Annotated in this window: 24 protein-coding genes; 13 read left to right on the top strand and 11 right to left on the bottom strand. The window is 44.7% G+C overall.

Features of this window, described 5'->3' with window-relative positions; genetic code table 11:
* Positions 1 to 3: 3 nt before the first annotated feature.
* From ITG12_RS02975 to uspE, 8 genes are all read left to right on the top strand, one after another.
* Positions 4 to 180, top strand: a complete 177-nt coding sequence (locus ITG12_RS02975; RefSeq protein ID WP_009706108.1) for a CcoQ/FixQ family Cbb3-type cytochrome c oxidase assembly chaperone — start codon at positions 4 to 6, stop codon at positions 178 to 180.
* The gene (ccoP, locus tag ITG12_RS02980; protein WP_038881927.1) at positions 180 to 1154 is read left to right on the top strand and encodes a cytochrome-c oxidase, cbb3-type subunit III; all 975 of its coding nucleotides are present in this window, start codon (positions 180 to 182) and stop codon (positions 1152 to 1154) included. The genes ITG12_RS02975 and ccoP overlap by 1 nt, the downstream gene beginning before the upstream one ends.
* 89 nt (positions 1155 to 1243) lie before the next feature.
* On the top strand, positions 1244 to 1720 hold the full coding sequence (locus ITG12_RS02985) for a FixH family protein (RefSeq protein ID WP_038881926.1): 477 nt from the start codon (positions 1244 to 1246) through the stop codon (positions 1718 to 1720).
* Between the two features lie 4 nt (positions 1721 to 1724).
* A complete protein-coding gene (locus ITG12_RS02990; RefSeq protein WP_038881925.1) occupies positions 1725 to 4088 on the top strand; it encodes a heavy metal translocating P-type ATPase metal-binding domain-containing protein in 2364 nt (787 codons plus the stop codon).
* Between the two features lie 15 nt (positions 4089 to 4103).
* Entirely contained in the window at positions 4104 to 4268 is a 165-nt protein-coding gene (gene ccoS / locus ITG12_RS02995) for a cbb3-type cytochrome oxidase assembly protein CcoS (RefSeq protein ID WP_010447939.1), read from the top strand.
* Between the two features lie 9 nt (positions 4269 to 4277).
* Complete coding sequence (locus ITG12_RS03000) at positions 4278 to 4955, top strand: sulfite exporter TauE/SafE family protein (RefSeq protein ID WP_038881923.1); 678 nt, start codon at positions 4278 to 4280, stop codon at positions 4953 to 4955.
* 90 nt (positions 4956 to 5045) lie between these two features.
* Positions 5046 to 5792 (top strand): FNR family transcription factor, encoded by a 747-nt coding sequence (locus tag ITG12_RS03005; RefSeq protein WP_038872924.1) that lies wholly within the window; start codon positions 5046 to 5048, stop codon positions 5790 to 5792.
* Positions 5793 to 5973: 181 nt separating this feature from the next.
* Entirely contained in the window at positions 5974 to 6921 is a 948-nt protein-coding gene (uspE, locus tag ITG12_RS03010) for a universal stress protein UspE (RefSeq protein WP_038872922.1), read from the top strand.
* A gap of 125 nt (positions 6922 to 7046) precedes the next feature.
* On the opposite strand, the gene ttcA is transcribed toward uspE, so the two are convergent.
* From ttcA to ITG12_RS03030, 4 genes are all read right to left on the bottom strand, one after another.
* The gene (ttcA, locus tag ITG12_RS03015) at positions 7047 to 7940 is read right to left on the bottom strand and encodes a tRNA 2-thiocytidine(32) synthetase TtcA (RefSeq protein WP_038872920.1); all 894 of its coding nucleotides are present in this window, start codon (positions 7938 to 7940) and stop codon (positions 7047 to 7049) included.
* Positions 7941 to 8138: 198 nt separating this feature from the next.
* Complete coding sequence (locus tag ITG12_RS03020; protein ID WP_038881922.1) at positions 8139 to 8801, bottom strand: DUF2987 domain-containing protein; 663 nt, start codon at positions 8799 to 8801, stop codon at positions 8139 to 8141.
* A 17-nt stretch (positions 8802 to 8818) separates the two neighbouring features.
* Positions 8819 to 9655: a glucosaminidase domain-containing protein gene (locus ITG12_RS03025; protein ID WP_248873586.1), complete on the bottom strand. Its 837-nt coding sequence runs from the start codon at positions 9653 to 9655 to the stop codon at positions 8819 to 8821.
* On the bottom strand, positions 9648 to 10445 hold the full coding sequence (locus tag ITG12_RS03030) for a hypothetical protein (RefSeq protein WP_038875069.1): 798 nt from the start codon (positions 10443 to 10445) through the stop codon (positions 9648 to 9650). Before ITG12_RS03030 ends, ITG12_RS03025 begins: the two co-directional genes overlap by 8 nt.
* A gap of 401 nt (positions 10446 to 10846) precedes the next feature.
* Here ITG12_RS03030 and potA point away from each other — a divergent pair, with 401 nt between their 5' ends.
* The 5 genes from potA (at position 10847) to ITG12_RS03055 (ending at position 15988) form a co-directional block, all read left to right on the top strand.
* A complete protein-coding gene (gene potA / locus ITG12_RS03035; RefSeq protein WP_009706100.1) occupies positions 10847 to 11962 on the top strand; it encodes a spermidine/putrescine ABC transporter ATP-binding protein PotA in 1116 nt (371 codons plus the stop codon).
* Positions 11943 to 12803: a spermidine/putrescine ABC transporter permease PotB gene (gene potB / locus ITG12_RS03040; RefSeq protein WP_038875067.1), complete on the top strand. Its 861-nt coding sequence runs from the start codon at positions 11943 to 11945 to the stop codon at positions 12801 to 12803. The genes potA and potB overlap by 20 nt, the downstream gene beginning before the upstream one ends.
* Positions 12803 to 13573, top strand: coding sequence for a spermidine/putrescine ABC transporter permease PotC (gene potC / locus ITG12_RS03045; protein ID WP_005389180.1), 771 nt, complete (start codon positions 12803 to 12805; stop codon positions 13571 to 13573). The genes potB and potC overlap by 1 nt, the downstream gene beginning before the upstream one ends.
* Before the next feature lie 102 nt (positions 13574 to 13675).
* Positions 13676 to 14707 (top strand): extracellular solute-binding protein, encoded by a 1032-nt coding sequence (locus ITG12_RS03050; RefSeq protein ID WP_038875065.1) that lies wholly within the window; start codon positions 13676 to 13678, stop codon positions 14705 to 14707.
* A gap of 243 nt (positions 14708 to 14950) precedes the next feature.
* On the top strand, positions 14951 to 15988 hold the full coding sequence (locus ITG12_RS03055; RefSeq protein WP_038875062.1) for an extracellular solute-binding protein: 1038 nt from the start codon (positions 14951 to 14953) through the stop codon (positions 15986 to 15988).
* 179 nt (positions 15989 to 16167) lie between these two features.
* Here the strand turns inward: ITG12_RS03055 and cobB are convergent, their stop codons facing one another.
* From cobB to ITG12_RS03090, 7 genes are all read right to left on the bottom strand, one after another.
* Entirely contained in the window at positions 16168 to 16899 is a 732-nt protein-coding gene (cobB, locus tag ITG12_RS03060) for a Sir2 family NAD+-dependent deacetylase (RefSeq protein ID WP_038872748.1), read from the bottom strand.
* A gap of 190 nt (positions 16900 to 17089) precedes the next feature.
* Positions 17090 to 17506, bottom strand: a complete 417-nt coding sequence (locus ITG12_RS03065; protein WP_038875061.1) for a hypothetical protein — start codon at positions 17504 to 17506, stop codon at positions 17090 to 17092.
* Positions 17490 to 18542, bottom strand: a complete 1053-nt coding sequence (locus ITG12_RS03070; RefSeq protein WP_038875059.1) for a formate dehydrogenase subunit gamma — start codon at positions 18540 to 18542, stop codon at positions 17490 to 17492. Before ITG12_RS03070 ends, ITG12_RS03065 begins: the two co-directional genes overlap by 17 nt.
* Positions 18543 to 18555: 13 nt before the next feature.
* Complete coding sequence (gene fdh3B / locus ITG12_RS03075; protein ID WP_005427693.1) at positions 18556 to 19164, bottom strand: formate dehydrogenase FDH3 subunit beta; 609 nt, start codon at positions 19162 to 19164, stop codon at positions 18556 to 18558.
* An 11-nt stretch (positions 19165 to 19175) separates the two neighbouring features.
* Positions 19176 to 22031 (bottom strand): formate dehydrogenase subunit alpha, encoded by a 2856-nt coding sequence (locus ITG12_RS03080; protein WP_033006499.1) that lies wholly within the window; start codon positions 22029 to 22031, stop codon positions 19176 to 19178.
* A gap of 10 nt (positions 22032 to 22041) precedes the next feature.
* Positions 22042 to 22242 carry a twin-arginine translocation signal domain-containing protein gene (locus tag ITG12_RS03085; RefSeq protein WP_005427585.1) on the bottom strand — a complete coding sequence of 67 codons (201 nt, stop codon included), beginning with the start codon at positions 22240 to 22242 and terminating at the stop codon, positions 22042 to 22044.
* A gap of 73 nt (positions 22243 to 22315) precedes the next feature.
* Entirely contained in the window at positions 22316 to 22948 is a 633-nt protein-coding gene (locus tag ITG12_RS03090) for a molecular chaperone (RefSeq protein WP_038875056.1), read from the bottom strand.
* Positions 22949 to 22957 lie beyond the last annotated feature (9 nt).

A 22957-nucleotide genomic window follows, 5' to 3' on the forward strand; every position in this document is an offset into this window, starting at 1 on the left:
TACATGGATTTCGGTACAATTCATAGTATTTATACCGTAGTACTCTTCGCGAGTTTCATTGGCATCGTATGGTGGGCATTTGGTAAGAAACGTAAAGCACGTTTCGAAGAAGATGCTAACTTGGTGTTTGCAGACGAAGAACAAAAAACGACCCCAAATAACCAAGGAGTGAAGAAGTAATGACTACATTCTGGAGTCTCTGGATTATCGTGATTACTGTCGGTACGCTGGTAGGCTGTGCGATCCTCTTGACTTGGTGCGCTAAAGATAAAATGGGCGTCGAGGAAGGGGAAGACATGGGCCACGAGTACGATGGTATTCGCGAGCTTAACAACCCTCTGCCAAAATGGTGGACATACTTATTTGTGAGCACGTTTGTGTTTGCAGCTGTATATCTAACTCTATTTCCAGGTCTAGGTAGCTTTAAAGGCGTCCTCAACTGGCAGAGTTCAGATCAAACCGTACGTACGTTGGAAGAATCTAAAGAAGCCATCGCACGAGCACAAGAAAACAAGCAGCTTAACCAATATGCTAAAGAGCTTGATGATGCAGATGCTTACTTCGGAGAAGCGTTCCGTGCACTTGCTCATAATGCAGAAGGTCTACGCCCTATCCCTGAGATTGCGCAAGATCCTGAAGCGATTAAAGTTGGTCAACGTTTGTTCCTACAGAACTGTTCGCAATGTCACGGTTCTGATGCTCGCGGCCAGAAAGGCTTCCCTAACCTAACTGACGACGCGTGGTTATACGGTGGCGAGCCAGCAGCTATTGTTACTACTATCATGCAAGGCCGTATCGGGCAGATGCCTGCGTGGAAAGATGCACTTGGCGAACAAGGTGTTCAAGAAGTAGTAAGCTACACGCTAAGCCTATCTGGTCGTAAAGTGAATGCACGTGAAGCGGAAGCTGGTAAAGCTCGCTTTGTAGTGTGTGCAGCTTGTCACGGCACAGATGGTAAAGGTAACCCTGCTGTAGGTGCACCTGACCTAACTGACCAAGACTGGTTATTCGGCGATTCACGCGCTGCAGTAACAGAAACAGTTATGAACGGTCGCTCTGGTGTGATGCCAGCTTGGAAGGACATTCTAGGCGAAGACAAAGTTCAACTTGTCGCGGCATACGTCTGGAGTTTAAGCAACTCTGACAATAAGTAACATTTCAATAACAGCCCCTTTCATAGGGGCTGTCTTTCCTTTAAATTTAAAGCCTTACATTTTTTCATTTAGCTGTTGAGAACTTTTTTATGGTAAAGCCTTGGTATAAACAATTTTGGCCGTGGTTCCTGATCATCCTACCTCTAACTGTGGTGATTTGGACAATCGTTACTGTGGTCGTATTCGCCAACAACTCGGTATCTTTGGTCGCTGAGGATTACTATAAAAAAGGCAAAGGTATCAACATCGACATCAGTAAAATGAATGTCGCTCGAGACCTTGGCCTTAACGCTACCGTTTCATCAGATGATAACACGGTAGTTATCTCTTTTAACAAAGGGGAACTGCCGCACTTCCCTGCGCTAACCGCGACGTTTACACACCGCACGTTGCCAGACCGTGATTTTACTAAGCTTCTCACTGCCGATGCGAAAGGCAACTATCGTTTGACGCAAGAAGACTCTATTCAAGGTCCTTGGTTTGTTGAACTTGAACCACACAACAAAGAATGGATGATTCAAGGTCGAGTTGAATTCCCTGCACAACCAACAATATTAATGAAGTAAGTCTATGTGTAAATCCTGTTATCACTGCGGTGAAGATGTACCAGCCAACACGGATTTCAAAGTAGAAATATTGGGTGAAATTCGCGACATGTGTTGCCCGGGTTGTGAAACTGTGGCACAGACCATTGTCGAGAGTGGGCTCGTCTCCTACTACCAATACCGCACTGCACCAGCTGAAAAAGCAGATTTAGTTCCGGAACAGCTCCAAGCGCTGATTCATTATGATAATGAAGAAGTGCAATCGGAGTTTGTTCGTAATAATGAGAACACCTCTGAAGTCACGCTTTCCTTGGATGGCGTTTCTTGCGCAGCTTGCGCTTGGCTAATCGAAAAGCAAGTCTCGGGCGTAAAAGGCTTAGTGTCTATCCGTGTAAATACCACCACGAACCGAGCTTTACTTGCGTGGGATAAAACACAAGTTCGTCTTAGCGAATTGCTCTCTGTGATTCACAAACTCGGTTATAAGGCTGCACCTTTTGAAGCGGATAAACAAGAAGCCGCATATCACCACACAATGAAGCAATACCTGTATCGCTTAGGCATTGCAGGCCTTGCAACCATGCAAGTAATGATGTTAGCAGTGGCGTTGTATCTGGAAGTTTTTGGCGATTTAGAGCCGGAGTTTAAAAACTACTTCCGATGGGTAAGCTTAATCTTCGCAACTCCTGTACTGCTCTATTCTGCGCTTCCCTTTTACCTCAATGCATGGCGAAGTATTAGAGGACGAACGCTTGGTATGGACGTTCCTGTGTCCATCGCATTAATCTTTGCTTATGTGGCAAGTCTAGTCGCAACGGTGACAGAGCAAGGTGAAGTATTCTTTGAATCCATCTCGATGTTTACTTTTTTCTTGTTGGTTGGTCGATTCTTAGAAATGCGTGCTCGTCGCAAAGCCGCGGCTGCTAGCGGTAACCTTCTTAAACTCATCCCTGCGATTGCCACCACGTTAGACGGTGAACAAATCCCAGTTAAAACACTAAAGGTCGGCGATCGCATTCGCGTTCTTCCTGGCGAACATATTCCTGCCGATGGCAAAGTGATTTCTGGTCGTATCCATATCGACGAGTCTATGCTGACCGGAGAGTCTGTTCATGTAGTTAAGAAGGCGGGAGATGCCGTTTATGCGGGTACATTGAATGGCGAGGAGTCTTTCGATCTCGAAGTGACGAATTCAAAAGCAGATTCGATGATTTCTAATATCGTTCGTCTTCAAGATGAAGCTCAGCATTCTAAGCCTAAAATCGCTGAAATAGCCGACGTAGTAGCACGTTATTTTGTCGGCGCGATTCTAATCATTTCAGCTGGCACGTGGCTTTACTGGCACCAAACCAAACCTGATGATGCGTTCTGGATTATGCTGTCTGTTTTGGTAGCGACTTGTCCATGCGCCCTATCCTTAGCAACGCCAACCGCACTAACTTGTGCAACCTCTCGAATGGGTGATTTTGGTATTTTGCTACGTAAAGGCCATGTTTTCGAAACGTTGTGTAAGATTAATCATCTTGTCGTAGATAAGACAGGTACGCTGACCAAAGGCGACATCGAAATTAATCAAACTCAAACCTTCGCTAGCTTTAACGAAGGTGAAGCACTTGCGATCGCATCGGCACTTGAAGCGCACGCAAACCATCCTATTGCTCGGGCATTCTCAGGGTTTGGTCAAGAAGACGTTACTGTAAGTAATGTTCAAAACATCATTGGTTCTGGCATTCAAGGTAATTGGAACAATAAGACAGTAAAGATCGGCAGTGCTACTTTTGTGGTTGGTGAGAACCGAGATGAAAGCAACGCCGTCTATCTCTCCGTCGACGAAAAACACGTTGCGACCTTCTATTACCGTGACCCGATTCGTAAAGAGAGCAAAGCATTCATCCAGCGTTTTGCGGATGCAGGTATCAAGACAACGCTATTGACAGGTGATTCTTTGCAAAACGCTCAACCAGTTGCTAACGAAATGGGTATTGACCATGTGATCGCCTCAGCAAAACCAGAAGACAAACTCGCGTATCTTCAAGGACTAGATAAAAACGACATCACTATGATGGTCGGTGATGGCATTAACGATGCACCTACTCTTGCAGGTGCACACCTATCCGTTGCGATGGGTGGTGGTACGGATGTTGCCAAAGCTTCTGCAGATATGACCCTTCTAGGCGATAATTTAGAGAAGCTATTAGAAGCAAGATTACTTGCGATACGTACAAGAAAGATAATCCGAGAAAACTTGGCTTGGTCTTTAGGTTACAACCTGCTAATTTTGCCATTGGCAGTTGCAGGTCTTGTCGCACCTTATGTTGCCGTTGTTGGAATGTCTGCGAGTTCTATCATTGTAGTATCCAACTCATTGCGACTGCTTAAAGAGAAGTGAAGTAAGAGAGCTAACATGGAAAGTCTTTACATTTTAATCCCTATCGCCATTGTTTTGGTCTGTGTGGCGGTTGCTATTTTCCTATGGGCCGTTCGCAGTGATCAGTTTGAAGATCTAGAGCGACAAGGCCACAACATTCTTCTCGATGAAGATGAAAAACCAAATAACAAAAAACCGTAACGTTACTCTATGAGTCCAGATTTTATCGGTGCTTTTATGATTGGCTTGGTCGGAGCCGGTCATTGTATGGGGATGTGTGGTGGTATCGCGTCACTACTCTCTATGGGCACAAAAAACACTAAGCCTTCACCCGTTATCCCTCTCTTCTACAATATTGGACGCCTCGCTAGCTACGGTTGTGTTGGAGCAATGGTTGGTGGGGCTATTTCTGGCTTGTCTGAACTGAGTGGATTAACCCAATCATTAGCGTGGCTCCGCTTTATTGCGGCTATATTCATGATTTTGGTTGCTTTATATATTGCTAAATGGTGGCAAGGCCTGCTGATTATTGAAAAACTTGGGCAGTCCCTTTGGAAATTGATTTCACCTGCCGGTAGGAGCCTACTCCCACTCAAACACCCTTTACATGCCCTGCCGTTTGGGTTTATCTGGGGATGGTTACCGTGCGGCTTAGTGTACTCGGCTCTCACTTGGTCAGCAGTGTCAGGAAGCGCATTAAGTGGCGGGATGATCATGCTGGCATTTGGTCTCGGTACTCTTCCATCGATGCTCGCGATCGGATACGGAGCGAGCCACTTTCAGAAGTTGCAAAAGTCGTTAATATTTAGAAACATCTCAGCGTTAATCTTAATAACTTATGGCGTGTATACTGCCGCCGGAGCTATGCGAATGCTCGGTTTCATATAGTATGAAAGTCGTTTTCAATAATTTTTTTGCTACCCTTTAGAAGTAAGCGGTGATAAAATATTGATGTATATCAAATAGTGAAAGGTTGTTATGATTTCTGAAAAACCTGCAACAAAGCGTATCCAATCAGGTGGTTGCGCGATTCATTGCCAAGATTGTAGCATTAGCCAACTGTGTATTCCGTTCACTCTAAACGAGTCTGAGCTGGATCAGTTGGATCAAATCATCGAGCGTAAAAAGCCAATCCAAAAAGGCCAAGAGCTTTTTAAAGCAGGTGATGAGCTAAAATCTCTGTACGCTATCCGCTCTGGCACGATAAAGAGTTACACCATTACAGAGCAAGGCGATGAGCAAATCACTGCGTTTCACTTAGCTGGTGACCTTGTAGGTTTTGACGCAATAACAGGTGACCAACACCCAAGTTTTGCTCAAGCGCTGGAAACTTCTATGGTTTGTGAGATTCCATACGAAATCCTTGATGACCTATCAGGAAAAATGCCTAAGCTTCGCCAACAAATCATGCGTTTGATGAGTAACGAGATTAAAGGCGACCAAGAAATGATTCTGCTTCTTTCTAAAAAGAATGCAGAAGAACGTCTTGCTGCATTCCTGTACAACCTATCAACACGTTTTTCCCAGCGCGGCTTTAGTCCTCGTGAATTTCGTTTAACCATGACTCGTGGTGACATTGGTAACTATCTTGGTCTAACGGTAGAAACCATTAGCCGTTTACTTGGCCGCTTCCAGAAATCTGAAATTCTGAGCGTAAAAGGTAAGTACATCACCATCTTAGATCACGATGCATTGATGGAACTTGCAGGCGTTAGCAAAGACTAATTTGCCCTATCAATTGATGTAGCTCGAAAATGAGCTACATCATATTTCTTCTAAAATCCCTTCGAAAGTCCTCAAATTCTTCTTCAAACTGAGCTACAGTAAAAATGTACCTTGTGTACTCCAATATACTGATTTACTTTATATTCAGTATTTGGTTTTACAATAATAAGTGGGCTTAGATATGAGTATATACAGTAAGATCCTTGTTGTTGCTGACATCAATAATGATGAGCAGCCAGCACTTGCAAGAGCGGTTCAACTCGCTCGAAAAAGTGTATCCAGAAGCCGAATCACTTTCTTTCTGTCAATCTACGATTTTTCGTATGACATGACCTCAATGCTGTCGGTCGATGAAAGAGATGCTATGCGTCGCGGTGTTATCCACCAACGTGAACAATGGATGCGTAAGATAGCCCAACCGTATTTAGACGATAGCTTCGACTTTGATGTTTGTGTTGTTTGGCATAATCGCCCCTATGAAGCGATTATCGCTGAAGTCTTTGCTGGCGGTCACGACATCGTTATTAAAGGAACGCGTAAGCACGACGTTCTAGAATCCGTCATTTTCACTCCTACAGATTGGCATTTGTTGCGTAAGTGCCCTATCCCTGTACTTTTAATTAAGAACGCTGATTGGCCTGAGCATGCGAAGATACTCGCTTCTGTTCATGTTGGTTCGGAAAATCCAACACATATTGACTTGAATGATTCGATGGTAGAGCGTCTTAAAGAAATCAGTAACCGACTTGATGCCGACCCGTACCTTGTTAATGCGTACCCTGTTACGCCAGCCAACATTACAATTGAGTTGCCGGAATTTGATCCTACAACCTATACAGACGCTGTACGTGGGCATCATTTAACCGCAATGAAAGCACTTCGCCAGAAACATGGTCTTGATGAAGAGCAAACGATCGTCGAGCAAGGCTTGCCAGAAGACATTATCCCAGCAACAGCAGAAAAACTAAGTGCAGCGATGGTGATTCTTGGTACGACAGGTCGTACGGGGCTTTCTGCGGTGTTTATTGGTAACACTGCTGAGCATGTGATTGATAAAATCAATTGCGACGTACTGGCATTAAAACCAAACGGTTACATCAGTCCGCTCGATCCGAATACAGCGACATAACAGCGCTTGTTTTTGAAATGATATAGAAATGAAAATCCCCCACTCGTTGGGGGATTTTTTATTCTGTTCACGGCCTTAAGGCACGCAAATTAAAAAGGAGGCTTATTTCGCCTCCTCTTTTCGAATTAGATGTTGGTTACATCGATAAACATTGATTCGTCGATGTTTGTCGAAGATACCACTGCTTCACTGAATTCGTATTCTTCGCGATTTCCTTCACGGTCCAGTGGTAGGTTTACAAAGTCGAAGAGTTCACGGTCAGCAAGCTGGCTTGGACTTACGTTCTGGATTGACTTGAAGATAGCTTCTACGCGACCAGGTGTTTTCTTATCCCAATCGATCAACATCGCTTTAATCGATTGACGTTGAAGGTTCTCTTGAGAACCACATAAGTTACAAGGAATGATTGGGAACTCTTTATGTTCTGCGTATTTGATTAGGTCTTTTTCACGACAGTAAGTCAGTGGACGGATAACTACGTTACGACCATCATCTGAACGAAGTTTTGGTGGCATCGCTTTAAGGCGTGAGCCATGGAACATGTTCAAGAACATTGTTTCTACAATGTCATCCATGTGGTGACCAAGCGCCAGTTTAGTCGCGCCAATCTTCTCTGCGAACGAATAAAGTGTACCACGACGAAGACGTGAACATAGGCCACAAGTTGTTTTGCCTTCTGGCACTTTCTCTTTAACCACTGAGTAAGTGTCCTTGTCTACGATGTAGTAAGGAATGTTCAGCGTTTCAAAGTAGTCTGGAAGAATATGCTCAGGGAAACCTGGCTGTTTCTGGTCAAGGTTAACTGCGACAACTTCAAACTTGATAGGCGCTGCCTTTTGTAGGTTCAACAGGATATCAAGCATCGCGAATGAATCTTTACCACCACTAATACATGCCATCACAACATCGCCTTCTTCGATCATGTTGTAATCAGTAATGGCATTTCCAACATGTCTTCTAAGACGTTTCTGAAGCTTGTTGAATTCTAGGGTTTCTTTTCTTGTATCTACTTGGTTCATTGCGGGCTCTCACATCGCCGATAAATCGACTAGGGCTTCCTAACTTGGATTTCTATGGGGCGAGGATTATACGAGCTTTTTGCGCAGGATTAAATGTTTGTGTGACGGACTCATCAATAAATGCACTCAAAAACAGCGTCATGAACGTTAGAAACAAAAAAAGAGCCGCAATTGCAGCTCTTCTTCGGTTTCTTATGCTTATTTTTTTGCATTCGGTAGATAAGGTAATACACGAGTCGTTGGTTGAGGTAATGTCATATGACCACCCTCGCCAATTTCACTGATTGCGACTTGCACCTTCCCATTAACAATCGCTTTTTGAGCCCCATTAGAGAACGTAATAGTATCATTAAGTTCGTTAGCGAACTCCATGGTTACACCTTGTACTTGTGGCGTAAACCAACCCGCAAACATACCTCCAAGATCTTCAAGTAAGGCTTGCATTTGAGGCATCAAAGGCTTCAATTCTTCGTACGTAACGCTACCCTGTAACGGTTCTTTCGTCATGACTACAAGAGAGTAATCACAGCGCGTATCTTTGGGCGTTTGTACAAAGACAAGTGGATTCGCTGACTTTAGGTTTTTATCTATAGGAAGCGGTAGCTCTTTCGAAGTTGGTATCACAAACTCCTCAAAATGCTCTTCCTTTTCCATCCATGCTTTTTCGATTTCACACAATTGTTTTGTATCAGAATCAACAAAGAAAACACCGACTCTAACGTCATCATGGCCGTCTTTAATATTGTTCTTTAATTGCGTGTAAAGTTTAGAATACGTAAACATGTATTCTTGAGCGTGAGTGATAGGCGATGCCAAGATCAGTACCGCACTACCCAGTAAACTTAGGCTTAACTTCTTCATCCGATCCGTTATTTCTTTTATTGTGTCCAGTAAGCGTTATTGTGACGAATCATCGCCCGCAAGTCATTCACATAAGCGATACCGCGTTCAGAATAAGCAAGCAGACCGTGAGTAAGTTCTGATGCCGTCGCCACAGATAACAAATCCTTGTGTTTCCCTGCTAAATTCGCACGAATATCACGTAAATCAGCATACGCACGATTACGATTCACATTCATAAAATAGCCATGTACAGACTCTTGTACAGTGTCAAACTTCTCTACTTCGTGCGTTTTACCTGCACCGCGTTTCGCAGGGACGATTCCGCAGCCCTTCTTATAACACCATTGACCAAACAAGTTGTTTGCTTCGGTTGCAAAACGAGAGGTACCCCACGCAGATTCATTCGCAGCCTGTGTTAGCACCAAAGCCTCAGGCAAAACATTAACCCGCTTAAGCATTTCATCCAACCAAGCTTCCGTTACCGTCTCGTCTTGCAATGGATAAGAGTAAAGTGCAGCCAAGCGTTTAGCATATGAAGTTTGTTCTGAGCTCAACTCGCCAAGTTTCAAAGCCGTTAAGAAGGCACGCTCTTTTTCTATGCGCTGATTTTCTAAAGTAATTTTCGGACGAAGGAAGTCAAAGAACGCTGTCTTCTTATCTTTCGTGTCCTTAATCGAGTTGAAATCAGGAATGTCACCAATATAAGGGAGGTTAGACAAGTCTGGGTGTGTTACCGGGCCGTGTACCACCTGCGACTCAATCGCATTGCGATATTCGCGGTCGTAGTGCAAATATGGTCCTACAGAAACAAAAGTGGCGGCTATTGTGATAGCCGCCACTCGTAAACTCATTGATTTTAAAGATTTAGGCATCAAACACCTGAGAGTTACCATCGTGATCGTTATCATTTTGCTGTGCCGCTACGATCTTTAACTTGATACCAAACATTTCGCGGTACAGGATTCCCTTCAAATGGAAGAAGAACGGTAGCACGAAGATCAAGCCAATTCCGTAGAACATTGCAGCAATAATAAACATCAACATCACGCCCAAGTAAAGCCCTGCAAGAACAAAAATCTTCTTGTTGACTGCACGAAGAGACAATAGTAATGATTGCATTGGTGGCACTCTTTTCTCACAAATCAATAAGATAGAATGACTAAAAGCTAAAGAAAGGTATAACGATAGTAGAGGAAAAATCATCCCAGCTACGCCCTGCAGCATTAGACTAAATAGCGTCGCTAAAATCACTGGCACCGTGAATTGTAGGCCTTTACCAACGTGACGTACTTTTGTTTTCAACCCAGCGACATGGCTCATAGCCATCAAACTGATACCCGCATAAATTGGCGCACTGATCACTTCGTAACTAAAGTTAGCGACATAAATAGCAGAGACGATGTCAGTGGTAAAAGACTCAGGGTCTTGCAACGCATCAAGAATCACACCTGGGTCACCTAATTGAAGTTGCAATGCGATATAGAAGATGCCCAACTGAACGAAAAGCAACAAGATGATCGCTGGCGAGAAGGACAAAAATTGTTGAATGGTCGTGCGCCAAGCCTCACTAAAAACAGCACCCGCTTTTAGTTCATACTTGCCAGAAAGAGCTCGCTCTACACTCCCTCCTAAATTGAAATCTTTCTCAAAATCGTTGTTCATATGTTATCCAAGGCTAACTTGTAAATTTTTTTCTGGAAAACCAGCCAATTAATAAGGGCGTCATTATAAAGAAATCTTTCCAAGTCTAAAATCAGATCTCGGCCTCAATACTTGCAATATCTTCTATTTGGTCGATAATTAACCACTCGCAAATCTATGAAATTGAAAACATTTGCTGGCGAAATTAAAACCCTACAAAACGATAGCGAAAGCGTAAATACCCCCATAAAAACAGTATGGTAAGGAATGTTTACTTTTGCCTGCAAAATTTTTTCTGTTTCAAGATAAGAAAATGCTTTGATTTCACAATTTTGGTGATTATGATGCGCGCCTCAAAAGTGAATGACTAATGTCACATCAATGGGATATAACCCAATTTGAACGTGGGAGAAATACAGACGTTGAACGCTAAACAGCAAGCAGGAAAGCCAGTAGTTCGTCTATCTGGTATTAGCAAAAGTTTCGATGGCAAGGAAATCATCGGTAATTTAAATCTGGATGTTAATCATGGTGAGTTTCTGACGATTCTTGGTCCATCTGGTTGTGGTAAAACAACGGTTTTACGCATGATCGCGGGCTTTGAGACGGCAGACAACGGTCAAATCGTATTAGATGACCAAGATGTAACACAGGTTCCTGCAGAGCAAAGGCACGTCAACACGGTATTTCAGAGTTACGCACTCTTCCCTCATATGACCGTATTTGAAAACGTTGCTTTTGGTCTTCGCATGCAGAAAACACCTGCTGCAGAGATCGAGCCACGAGTAATGGATGCGCTGCGCATGGTTCGCCTTGAAAAAATGGCACAGCGTAAGCCACACCAACTTTCTGGTGGACAACAACAACGTATCGCGATTGCTCGCGCGGTTGTCAACAAGCCAAAAGTACTGCTGCTAGATGAATCTCTATCTGCACTTGATTACAAACTACGTAAGCAAATGCAAATCGAGCTTAAACAGCTTCAGCGTCAACTTGGTATTACCTTTATCTTCGTTACGCACGATCAGGAAGAAGCCCTATCGATGTCTGACCGTATTATTGTTATGCGCGACGGTGTTATCGAACAAGATGGCTCTCCACGTGAGATCTACGAAGAACCTAAGAACCTATTTGTTGCTCGCTTTATCGGTGAGATCAACGTATTCAACGCAACCATGCTAGATCGTATCGATGAGAAACGTATCCGTGCAGAAATTGAAGGTGTTGAATCGGTGGTTTACTACGATCAAGAAGCACAGGCCGGTGACAAACTTCAAGTACTACTTCGCCCAGAAGACTTGCGTATCGAAGAGATTAAAGAGTCTGAAGAAAAAGGCATCGTAGGTCACGTGACCGAGCGTACCTATAAAGGTATGACGCTAGATTCAGTTATTCAATTGGATTCTGGCATGCGCGTGATGGTAAGCGAATTCTTTAACGAAGATGATCCAGATGTGGACCACTCACTCGGCCAGAAAGTCGCTATCACTTGGGTTGAGAGCTGGGAGGTAGTACTAAATGATAAGCAAGAAGCTTAATCTTCAGAACGCGATCATTACCCTAATCGTTGGTTGGTTAACACTGTTTGTGTTAGTACCAAACCTAATGATTATCGGTACAAGTTTCTTGACGCGTGATGAAGCGAACCTCATTGAATTAACGTTTACATTCGATAACTATCTTCGCCTACTTGATCCTTTGTACGCAAAGGTGCTGATGCACTCTTTCTACATGGCGATCATCGCGACATTGTTGTGTTTGGTTATCGGTTATCCATTTGCCTACATCGTAGCGAAAATGCCAGAGAAATGGCGTCCGTTTATGTTGTTCTTGGTTATCGTACCGTTCTGGACAAACTCTCTGATCCGTACATACGGGCTAAAGATTGTTCTTGGTACACAAGGTGTCTTAAACAAATCGCTGATGGCAATGGAAATCATCGATAAGCCGATACGCTTAATGTATACAGAAACGGCAGTGATGATCGGTCTTGTATACATCCTGCTTCCGTTCATGATTTTGCCGCTTTATTCGGCAATCGAGAAGCTAGACAACACTTACATTGAAGCTGCAAAAGATCTTGGTGCGAACAAGTTTCAAACCATTACGCGAGTAATTTTGCCTTTAACAATGCCTGGCATTATCGGCGGTTGTTTGTTGGTTCTGTTACCAGCACTAGGTATGTTCTACATCTCTGACCTTCTTGGCGGCGCGAAGAACCTACTGATCGGTAACGTAATTAAGAGCCAAGTATTGAACGCTCGTGACTGGCCATTTGGTGCTGCGACCAGTATCGCCCTCACCTTCGCAATGGCTGTTATGCTTTATGCTTACTACAGAGCAGGCAAACTATTGAATAAGAAAGTGGAGCTAGACTAATGGGACGCACAGTTAGATTTAGCTTTATGGCGCTGGTATATGCTTTTCTGTATCTACCAATTATCGTCTTAATTGTTAACTCATTTAATGCCAACAAATTTGGTATGAAATGGGGTGGTTTCACCACGAAATGGTACGAAACCTTAGTAAACAACGACAGCCTAATGCAGGCTGCATGGCATTCATTGAACGTAGCGGTATTCTCTGCAACAGCGGCAACCATCATTGGTAGCTTAACGGCTGTTGCCCTATTCCGTTACTCGTTCAAAGGTAAAGGCGCGGTCAACGGCATGTTATTTGTTGTAATGATGTCACCAGATATCGTTATGGCGATTTCATTACTTGCTTTGTTCCTTGTATTAGGTGCACAGCTTGGCTTCTTTACCTTATTGATTGCTCACATCACCTTCTGTCTACCATTCGTTGTGGTAACAGTGTACAGCCGACTAAATGGCTTTGATGTGAAAATGTTGGAAGCAGCGAAAGACCTAGGCGCGAGTGAATGGGTAATCTTAAAACAGATCATTCTTCCTCTTGCAAAACCTGCGGTAGCTGCGGGCTGGCTATTGAGCTTTACCCTGTCTCTGGACGACGTAATTATTAGCTCATTTGTAACAGGTCCAACTTACGAAATCTTGCCATTGAAGATTTACTCAATGGTTAAGGTGGGCATTTCACCAGAAGTGAACGCCCTAGCAACGGTCATGTTGATTGTTTCTTTGGTATTGGTAGTGATTTCTCAGTTGCTAGCAAGAGAAAAAGTAAAGTAGAATCCGCATCCGTTAACATCACGAAACAGAATGGTTACATGCCATTCTGTTTTTCTATCTATCGTCCAAAATTGGACAACGTTTGGTTTGGAGCTAACGTCAATGAAAAAATGGGCTACTCTATTAGCTGGTAGTGCATGTGCGCTTTCTCTGTTCTCTGGTACAGCGGCAGCGGATGATAAAGAATTAGTATTTATGAACTGGGGTCCTTACATCAACAGTAATATCCTAGAACAATTTACTAAAGAAACTGGCATCAAAGTCATCTACTCGACTTACGAGTCGAATGAAACCTTGTATGCAAAGCTAAAAACTCATAACCAAGGTTATGATCTAGTGGTACCTTCCACTTACTTCGTAGCGAAGATGCGTGACGAAGGTATGCTACAAAAGATCGATAAGACTAAACTGAAAAACTTCGGTAACCTAGATACTAACTACCTAGACAAGCCTTACGATCCGAACAACGACTACTCTATTCCACACGTTGTTGCGATTACAGGTCTAGCGGTTAACGCTGACATGTACGATCCAAACGAGTTCCAAAGCTGGGCTGACCTATGGAAACCTGAGCTTGAAGGTCAAGTAATGCTGATGGATGACACTCGTGAAGTCTTCCATATCGCATTACGTAAATTAGGTTACTCAGGTAACTCTACGGATCCAAAACAAATCGACGAAGCGTACGCAGAGCTACAAAAGCTTATGCCAAACGTTCTAGTATTCAACTCTGATAACCCAGGCGCTCCATACATGTCTGGCGAAGTTGGCGTTGGTATGCTTTGGAATGGTAGCGCGGCAGCTGCTCAAAACGAAGGCATGAACCTAAAGCTTGTATTCCCTAAAGAAGGCGGTATCGGTTGGGTTGATAACTTTGCAATCTCTTCTGGTGCGAAGAATGTAGAAGCTGCTCACAAGATGATCGACTTCCTACTACGTCCAGAAATCGCAGAGCAAATCTCGGCTGACACGGGTTACCTGACTGCTGTTGCAGAGTCTAACGCTAAGTTTAAAGACGTTGCACCATTGTTCCCTTCTCAAGAAGATCTTGACCGTGTTGAATGGCAAGACTCTGTTGGGAACATGACAGCGAAGTACGAAGATTACTTCCTAAAGCTTAAAGCGGGCCAATAATCGCTTAATAAGCCATCTAGTAAATGAAAATAGGCAGCAATACGCTGCCTATTTTCGTAATTGACTGATATAATTACACGTTGCTAGGTTTATTTGACACAGCTTCAACATTCTCCGTCGATGAAGACATGATGTTTAACGTTCGTGCTCAAATAAACAGGATTGTGCTTATCGCAACTTGGCTCAAATCGGTATCTGTTACTAGTATTGATTTGACCTGTTGCTGAACAAAACGGAAATAAAATGAAAAGTAAATTCTACGCAAGCGCACTGTGTGCAGCGACGCTAATCGCTTCCCCTGCAATGGCTGCTGATCAAGAACTGTATTTCTACAACTGGTCGGAATACATTCCAAACGAAGTTCTTGAAGACTTTACAAAAGAAACTGGAATTAAGGTTATCTACTCTACGTACGAGTCTAACGAGAGCATGTACGCAAAGCTGAAAACTCAAGGTTCTGGTTACGACTTGGTAGTACCGTCTACCTATTTCGTATCTAAAATGCGTAAAGAAGGCATGCTGCAAAAGATCGACAAAGAGAAGCTTTCTCACTTTGCTGATCTAGACACTAACTTCCTGAACAAGCCGTTCGACCCGAACAACAACTACTCTATCCCTTACATTTGGGGTGCGACCGGTATTGGTATCAATGCTGACATGCTAGACAAGTCATCGGTTTCTAAGTGGGACGATTTCTGGGATAGCAAGTGGGAAGGTCAACTAATGCTGATGGATGATTCTCGCGAAGTATTCCATATTGCATTGACTAAGCTTGGTTACTCACCAAACACGACTAACCCAGACGAGATCAAAGCAGCTTACGAAGAACTGAAAAAGCTAATGCCAAACGTGTTGGTATTTAACTCAGACTTCCCAGCAAACCCATACTTAGCAGGTGAAGTCTCACTTGGTATGCTTTGGAATGGTTCTGCTTACATGGCTCGTCAAGAAGGCGCGAACATCGACATCATCTGGCCAGAAAAAGGCACTATCTTCTGGATGGACAGCCTAGCAATTCCAGCTGGCGCGAAGAATGTTGATGCAGCTCATAAGATGATCGACTTCCTACTACGTCCTGAGAATGCTGCTAAGATTGCACTAGAGATTGGTTACCCTACTCCAGTGAAAACAGCGCATGACCTACTACCGAAAGAATTTGCTAACGATCCAAGCATCTTCCCACCACAAGAAGTGATGGACAGCGGTACATGGCAAGACGAAGTTGGTGAAGCAAGTGTGCTTTACGATGAGTACTTCCAAAAGCTAAAAGTAGACAACTAATCACTCTGTCGAAATAGTTTAGAAAAGCGGCTTAGGCCGCTTTTCTTGTATCTGAAGGTCGCTATTTGTGGCTCAATCCATACTGCTCAAATTGCAAAGCATCAGAATGCAACGTTTCAAAATACAAAAAGGCATCGAATCACTCGATGCCTTTGTTAAAGAAGGTTCTGTCCGTTTAATTAAGCGCTGGCTTCGTTTTCCAGAGCAAGAATTTCGTCAACCAATTTTGGCACTTCAATACTTGCTTTGCCGTAACGCTTCTCTTCAAACTCACTCTCGACAGCACTTGGCTCCAAGTTAATTTCAATCGTATGTGCACCATGCATCTTCGCATCATGTACAAAGCCTGCAGCTGGATATACCACGCCAGAAGTACCAATAGAAACAAACAAGTCTGCTTCTTCCAAAGCCGCATAGATCTCACCCATGCGTAGTGGCATTTCACCAAACCAAACAATGTGAGGGCGCATTTGCGCTGGGATCTGGCAACAATGGCACAATTCACCGGTTTCAATGTCTTCTGAATGTTCGATGACTTGGTTGGATTCACTGCAACGTGCTTTAAGCAATTCACCGTGCATGTGAATGATATTGGCGCTACCGCCTCTCTCGTGCAGATTATCAATGTTCTGAGTGATAATAGTCACTTTGCCTTCCAACTGCTCTTCTAGGCGTCCTAGTGCGATATGAGCCGCATTCGGCTTGATATCTTCGCCTTGAAGCTTTGAACGACGTTGGTTGTAAAAGCTTTGAACAAGATCCGGATCGCGGTCGAAACCTTCTGGCGTTGCCACGTCTTCTATTCGGTGATTCTCCCAAAGACCATCTTGAGCTCGAAATGTTTGAATACCAGACTCAGCCGAGATGCCAGCGCCAGTAAGTACGACAATATTTCTGTATGGGAAATTCATAACCTATCCTTGTTGCTCTTTTTATTAAGCTTAACACCGATACAAAAACAACAATAGCAATAAGGATTAGACCATGGTCGTAAGCCTGCTGATTTGCCTCTAATTTCTGCTTAAAAACTGGTGACATTAAGAAGATTTTCTACAATAAAAAAGCCTCGCGTTTGCGAGGCTTTTGAACAGATAGACCGTTTTAAAGGTTTGGACCTGTAGACGGTCTGTGCGGCATATTGTTGCGCAGCTGGTTCATACCTTGGTACATACGTAGGAACCACACGAGAATCGCAAGCGTTGCGAACAGCATACCTACCCAAGGAATGAAATAAGCAACCGTGTCTAACAAGGTACTGTGCACCCAATAATCACTTACGCCAACCAATACACCATTCGATGTTGCCACTGTTACGATCAGAACAACAAAGAACGTGAAGTACAGGAAGAATGTGCGAATCAAGCCGTAGTAATGTGAATTCACTACGTCACTGTCTTCACCTTTATCCAAACGGTAACCCGCGTAAATGATTGCGATAACGCCTGAGATCAAAAACGTAAACGGGGTAAAACAACTCAGGATGTAGGCAACCCAAATCCCGTTATGAGGTTTGTTCATTCGTCTTCGCTCCTTTTACGTCCGTTTGAGCTGTGTCAGCCTCACCCATCGCTTCTTTAGATTTCACTTCTTCATACCAAAGGTCGTGGTGCTCTTTCGCCCATGTCTCGTCAACTTCACCAGTAACCATACCTTCTAGTGCACCTTCCATACCGAATAGACCGATGTAGATGTGGAAGATAAAGCCACAGATCAGAATCAGTGCTGAAATCGCGTGAACAAGGTTAGATAGTTCCATATCGCGGCGAGTTTGGCCGAAAATTGGGAAATCCAGAACTAAGCCACTCACTGCAGCAATAGCACCGAAGAAGATCAACAGCCAGTAAATCGCCTTCTCACCACCGTTTGAGAAACCAGCCGATGGATGCGTACCTTTATGCTTACCAACCATGCCGCCCATTTTCATGAACCAACGAATGTCAGTCATTGTTGGAATGGACTTACGCCACCATTTCAACAGAACAAACATCAGCAAGATAAAGAACAAAGGACCCATGTAGTTATGGTACTGCTTCGCCAACATGACGATGAAGCCCCAGAACTCAGTTGGTACGTACGGCTTCAAGAAGTGCTTACCGTAAACCAGCATCAAACCACTGAATGCTAGCGTTAAGAAGGTAAACGCCATGCTCCAGTGTAGTGCGCGGTCTAGTCGAGACCAGCGTTTCATCTTTTTGCCAGTACGTGGCTTGCTTAACATCAGAGGACCAACGAATACGTAAGCCATGATAACCATTGCGATACTGCCGAAAATCGCGACAGCGCCCGCAGGAGACATCCATTTCTCTTTAAGAATGTACCAAGTCTCACCCGGAGTACTGATCAGCACACCGTGTTCCGCTGATTTCGACGTGGTATAGCCTTCTTGCCCCTCTTTGACCTGACGCCAGAAGTCTGCACCTGCAAGTTGCGTCATCTCCTGTTGTACCACTGGAGATGTGTCTTCTTGCGCAGACGCTGGCATCGAAAAGGTCAGCAGTAATGCTGTCATCATAGACAGCATTACAAGAGACGCACGTTTAAGAGTATTTAACATGTGTCTCTCCTACTTAGCTTTTGGTTGCGTCGTAAGAAAGATCGTTACCGTCTGTCCAACCTGCGTTTTTCGCACCGCGCTCAACCACACGTTGACGGAAGATGTCAGAAACTTTCTCTGCATCACCCGCTAGCAGTGCTTTTGTTGAACATAGTGACGCACACATAGGTAGCTTACCTTCAGCAATACGGTTCGCACCGTACTTCTCACGCTCTTCTAGAGAACCTGGTTCTGTGTTTGGACCACCTGCACAGAAAGTACATTTGTCCATTTTGCCACGCTCACCGAATGACGCTTGTTTCGGGAACTGAGGCGCACCGAATGGACAAGCAAACAGACAGTAACCACAACCGATACAAAGATCTTTGTTGTGAAGAACGATGCCATCTTCTGTGTGCTCGAAACAGTCAGCTGGACAAACCGCCATACAAGGCGCATCTGTACAGTGCATACAAGCAACAGAGATTGAGTTTTCACCTGGTTCACCGTCGTTTAGTGTTACCACGCGACGACGTTGAATACCCCACTCAAGCGCATCATCGTTTTCGTTCTTACATGCAGTAACACAGCCGTTACACTCGATACAGCGTTTGGTGTCACATAGGAATTTCATTCGTGCCATTGTCAGACTCCTTACGCTTTACGAATGTTACATAGGGTTACTTTAGTTTCCTGCATCAAAGTAACAGGGTCGTAACCGTAAGTGGTTGCCGTGTTGGCTGCTTCACCAACAACATAAGGATCCGTACCTTCAGGGTACTTAGGACGTAGGTCTTCACCTTCGAACTTACCGCCGAAGTGGAACGGAATGAACGCCAGACCCGGTTTAACACGACGAGTTACCATCGCTTTCACCTTGATGCGGCCTTTTTCTGCACCTTCAACCCAAACGTCATCGCCATCTTTGAAGCCAAGATCGTTTGCGTCTTTCGGGTTCACTTCAACAAACATCTCTTGTTGAAGTTCAGCAAGCCATGGGTTTGAACGTGTTTCTTCACCACCACCTTCGTACTCAACCAAGCGACCAGAAGTCAGGATGATTGGGTATTCACCAGACTTGTCTTCTTTCTGGATCGACTTGTAAAGCGTTGGTACACGGAAGATCGCTTCTTTGTCGTCCCAAGTTGGGTAATCCGTTACAAGGTCACGACGTGGCGTGTATAGTGGCTCACGGTGTAGCGGCACGCGGTCTGGGAATGTCCAAACAATCGCACGCGCTTTTGCGTTACCAAACGGGATACAACCGTGCTTGATTGCAACGCGTTGGATACCGCCAGACAGGTCCGTTTTCCAGTTTTTACCTTCCGCGGCTGCTTTTTCTTCAGCCGTTAGGTCGTCCCACCAACCAAGCTGTTTGATTAGCTTGTCTGAGAACTCTGGGTAACCGTCTTTGATTTCACAGCCTTTTGAGTAGCTGTCTTCAGCAAGTAGGCTTTGCCCTTCGAATTCAACACCGAAACGCGTACGGAAGTTACCGCCACCTTCTGCAACCGTCTTAGACGTATCGTACAAAATGTGCGTACCTGGGTGCTTCATCTCTGGCGTACCCCAACATGGCCAAGGTAGACCGTAAGTCTCACCATTCACAGGACCACCCTCTGCTTCCAGAGATGTCTTGTGGAATGTGTGCCAGTTTTGTTGGTGCGCTTTTAGACGTTCTGGGCTTTGACCTGTGTAACCGATGGTCCACATGCCTTTGTTGAATTCGCGAGTAATGTCTTCGATCACTGGCTGGTTGTTCTCTACGCGTACGTTTTTGAACAGCAGATCTTCATAACCTAGCTTCTTAGTTAGCAGGTACATGATTTCGTGGTCGGGTTTAGATTCGAACAATGGCTCGATAACCTGATCACGCCACTGAAGTGAGCGGTTAGATGCTGTCACACTGCCGTGCGTTTCAAACTGAGTCGTTGCAGGAAGCAGGTAAACGCCATCAGTACGATCGTTCATTACCGCTGCAACTGTTGGGTATGGGTCAACAATAACCATCATATCCAGCTTCTGCATCGCTTTCTTCATCTCAGGACCACGTGTCTGAGAGTTTACTGCGTGACCCCAGTAGAACATGGCACGAATGTTTTCACGTTGACGAATGTTGTCTTTGTTTTCAAGAACGCCATCCACCCAACGAGATACAGGGATACCTGCACTGTTCATTGGTTTTTGACCGCCGTACGCGTTGTCATCGAAACGACCTTTAATCCATTCGTAATCGATTTCCCACACTTTTGACCAGTGACGCCATGAACCTTCAGACAGACCGTAGTAGCCTGGTAGCGTGTCAGATAGTACGCCAAGGTCAGTTGCGCCCTGTACGTTATCGTGACCACGGAAGATGTTCGCACCACCGCCTGATTTACCGATGTTACCTAGTGCAAGCTCAAGTACACAGTAAGCACGTGTGTTGTTGTTACCAGTCGTATGCTGAGTACCACCCATACACCACACGATACAACCCGGACGGTTTTCAGAAAGCAGTTTCGCTGTTTGGTAAACTTCAGACTCAGGTACGCCAGTTACGCGCTCAACTTCTGCTGGTGTCCATTTAGCCACTTCTGCACGGATTTCATCCATACCGAATACACGTTGACGGATGAACTCTTTGTCTTCCCAGTTGTTCGCAAAGACATGCCATAGAACACCCCAAATAAACGCAACGTCAGAACCCGGACGTAGCGATACGTAGTGATCCGATTTTGCAGCGGTACGAGTACGACGAGGATCCGCCACAACGATCTTACAGTTGTTCTTCTCTTTCGCGATTAGGATGTGCTGCATCGCAACAGGGTGCGCTTCTGCAGGGTTTGAACCAATGAACAGCATCGACTTACAGTTGTGCATGTCATTGAAAGAGTTGGTCATCGCACCGTAACCCCAAGTGTTTGCTACACCTGCTACGGTTGTTGAGTGACAGATTCGCGCTTGGTGGTCAACGTTGTTGGTACCCCAAAGCGACGCCATCTTACGGAACATGTACGCTTGTTCGTTGTTGTGCTTCGCACTACCCAACCAGTAAACGGAATCTGGACCCGACTCTTTGCGGATGTCCATCACCTTGTTACCGATTTCTTCGATCGCTTGATCCCAAGAAAGCTTCTTCCACTTACCGTTTTCAAGCTTCATTGGGTATTTCAGACGACGCTCACCGTGACCGTGTTCGCGCAGTGCTGCGCCTTTTGCACAGTGTCCACCAGCGTTGAATGGGTGGTCAAATGCAGGCTCTTGACCTGTCCACACGCCGTTTTGAACTTCAGCGTAGATACCACAACCTACAGAACAGTGAGAACAGATGGTACGTTTTACTTCTGTTTTCGCTTCTGGATCCACCGATTTAGCTTGTGCTTTCTTCATCATGCCCGGTGCAAAAAGACTTGCACCTACAACCGCACCACCAGCAGCAAGCGAGGTGTTTTTCATGAATGCACGGCGAGAAACGCCAAGCTGATTGGTTTCTTTGCTCACACTGTCGGAGCGTTTGACAAGTTTCATCCGTTATCTCCTAAAGTGTGTCGTAGTAATCGCGAATGTGTTGAGTTTCACGATACCCTTTCTTCTTCACGTCTTTTTCAGAAGGCTCAACCGTTTCTGAAGCGCTTGCCACTTTTGTTGTTCCAGCGACAACCGCACCAGCTACGGCTGCAGTCGTTAAGCCTTTCAGGAGGTCCCTACGGCTTGTGTTTATTTCTTTATTATCTTTCATCATTGCTTCCTTACCTTACGGTAGATCTTTGGAGGCTATTGCCCCTCTATCGATATGACCAAGTACTGCCCGATTACTCGTAATCAGTGACGTTTTTCACATCAATTTTTAATTTGTGCTTACTGCTTTTGGTGTTCACGCTAAAGCGCACTTGTTCCAGTGTTAAGAACGCCTCACACAGTTGAGCTGCTGGCTTATAAAAGTTCGCGCTCTCTGCGTTTTCTAGTTGCTGAGTGAAAGAGTTAAACCAAGGTGCGATGTGTTTGTTAAACACCGCTTGTTGAAGATCTTCTTCTTCACCCGTTAGCATCGACATCACTTCACAAAGTGCTGCGATGTGGTCTTCCGGCTCTCTCACATTTTCATCGCGCTCGAAACCAAGCAGTTCCAAATCGTGACGAATTTCAGCCAGTGGTTTTTCCATCATTGCGCCCGTCATGTGCCATGAGCCAAACGGCATCACTTCACCACGACCGATACCAATGAAAAGATCTTGGTATTCATCTTCGAGCGCTTCACGGTTGGAATCTTTTGCCGCTTGCTGCAGTGCAATCCACGCTTTTTGCATTGCGCTTTCTGATGGTTCAACTTCTAGAGAAGTCAGGAACTCGATCATCTCTTCACTTGGTGCGCTACGGAAAAGCGCTGACAAAACCAAGTAGATCTCTGTTCTCAGTGTTTGTTCTTGTTCTCGTTGTGTATCCACTGCGAGCTC

The sequence above is a fragment of the Vibrio sp. ED002 genome, from assembly GCF_023277445.1.
Lineage (GTDB): Bacteria > Pseudomonadota > Gammaproteobacteria > Enterobacterales > Vibrionaceae > Vibrio > Vibrio jasicida.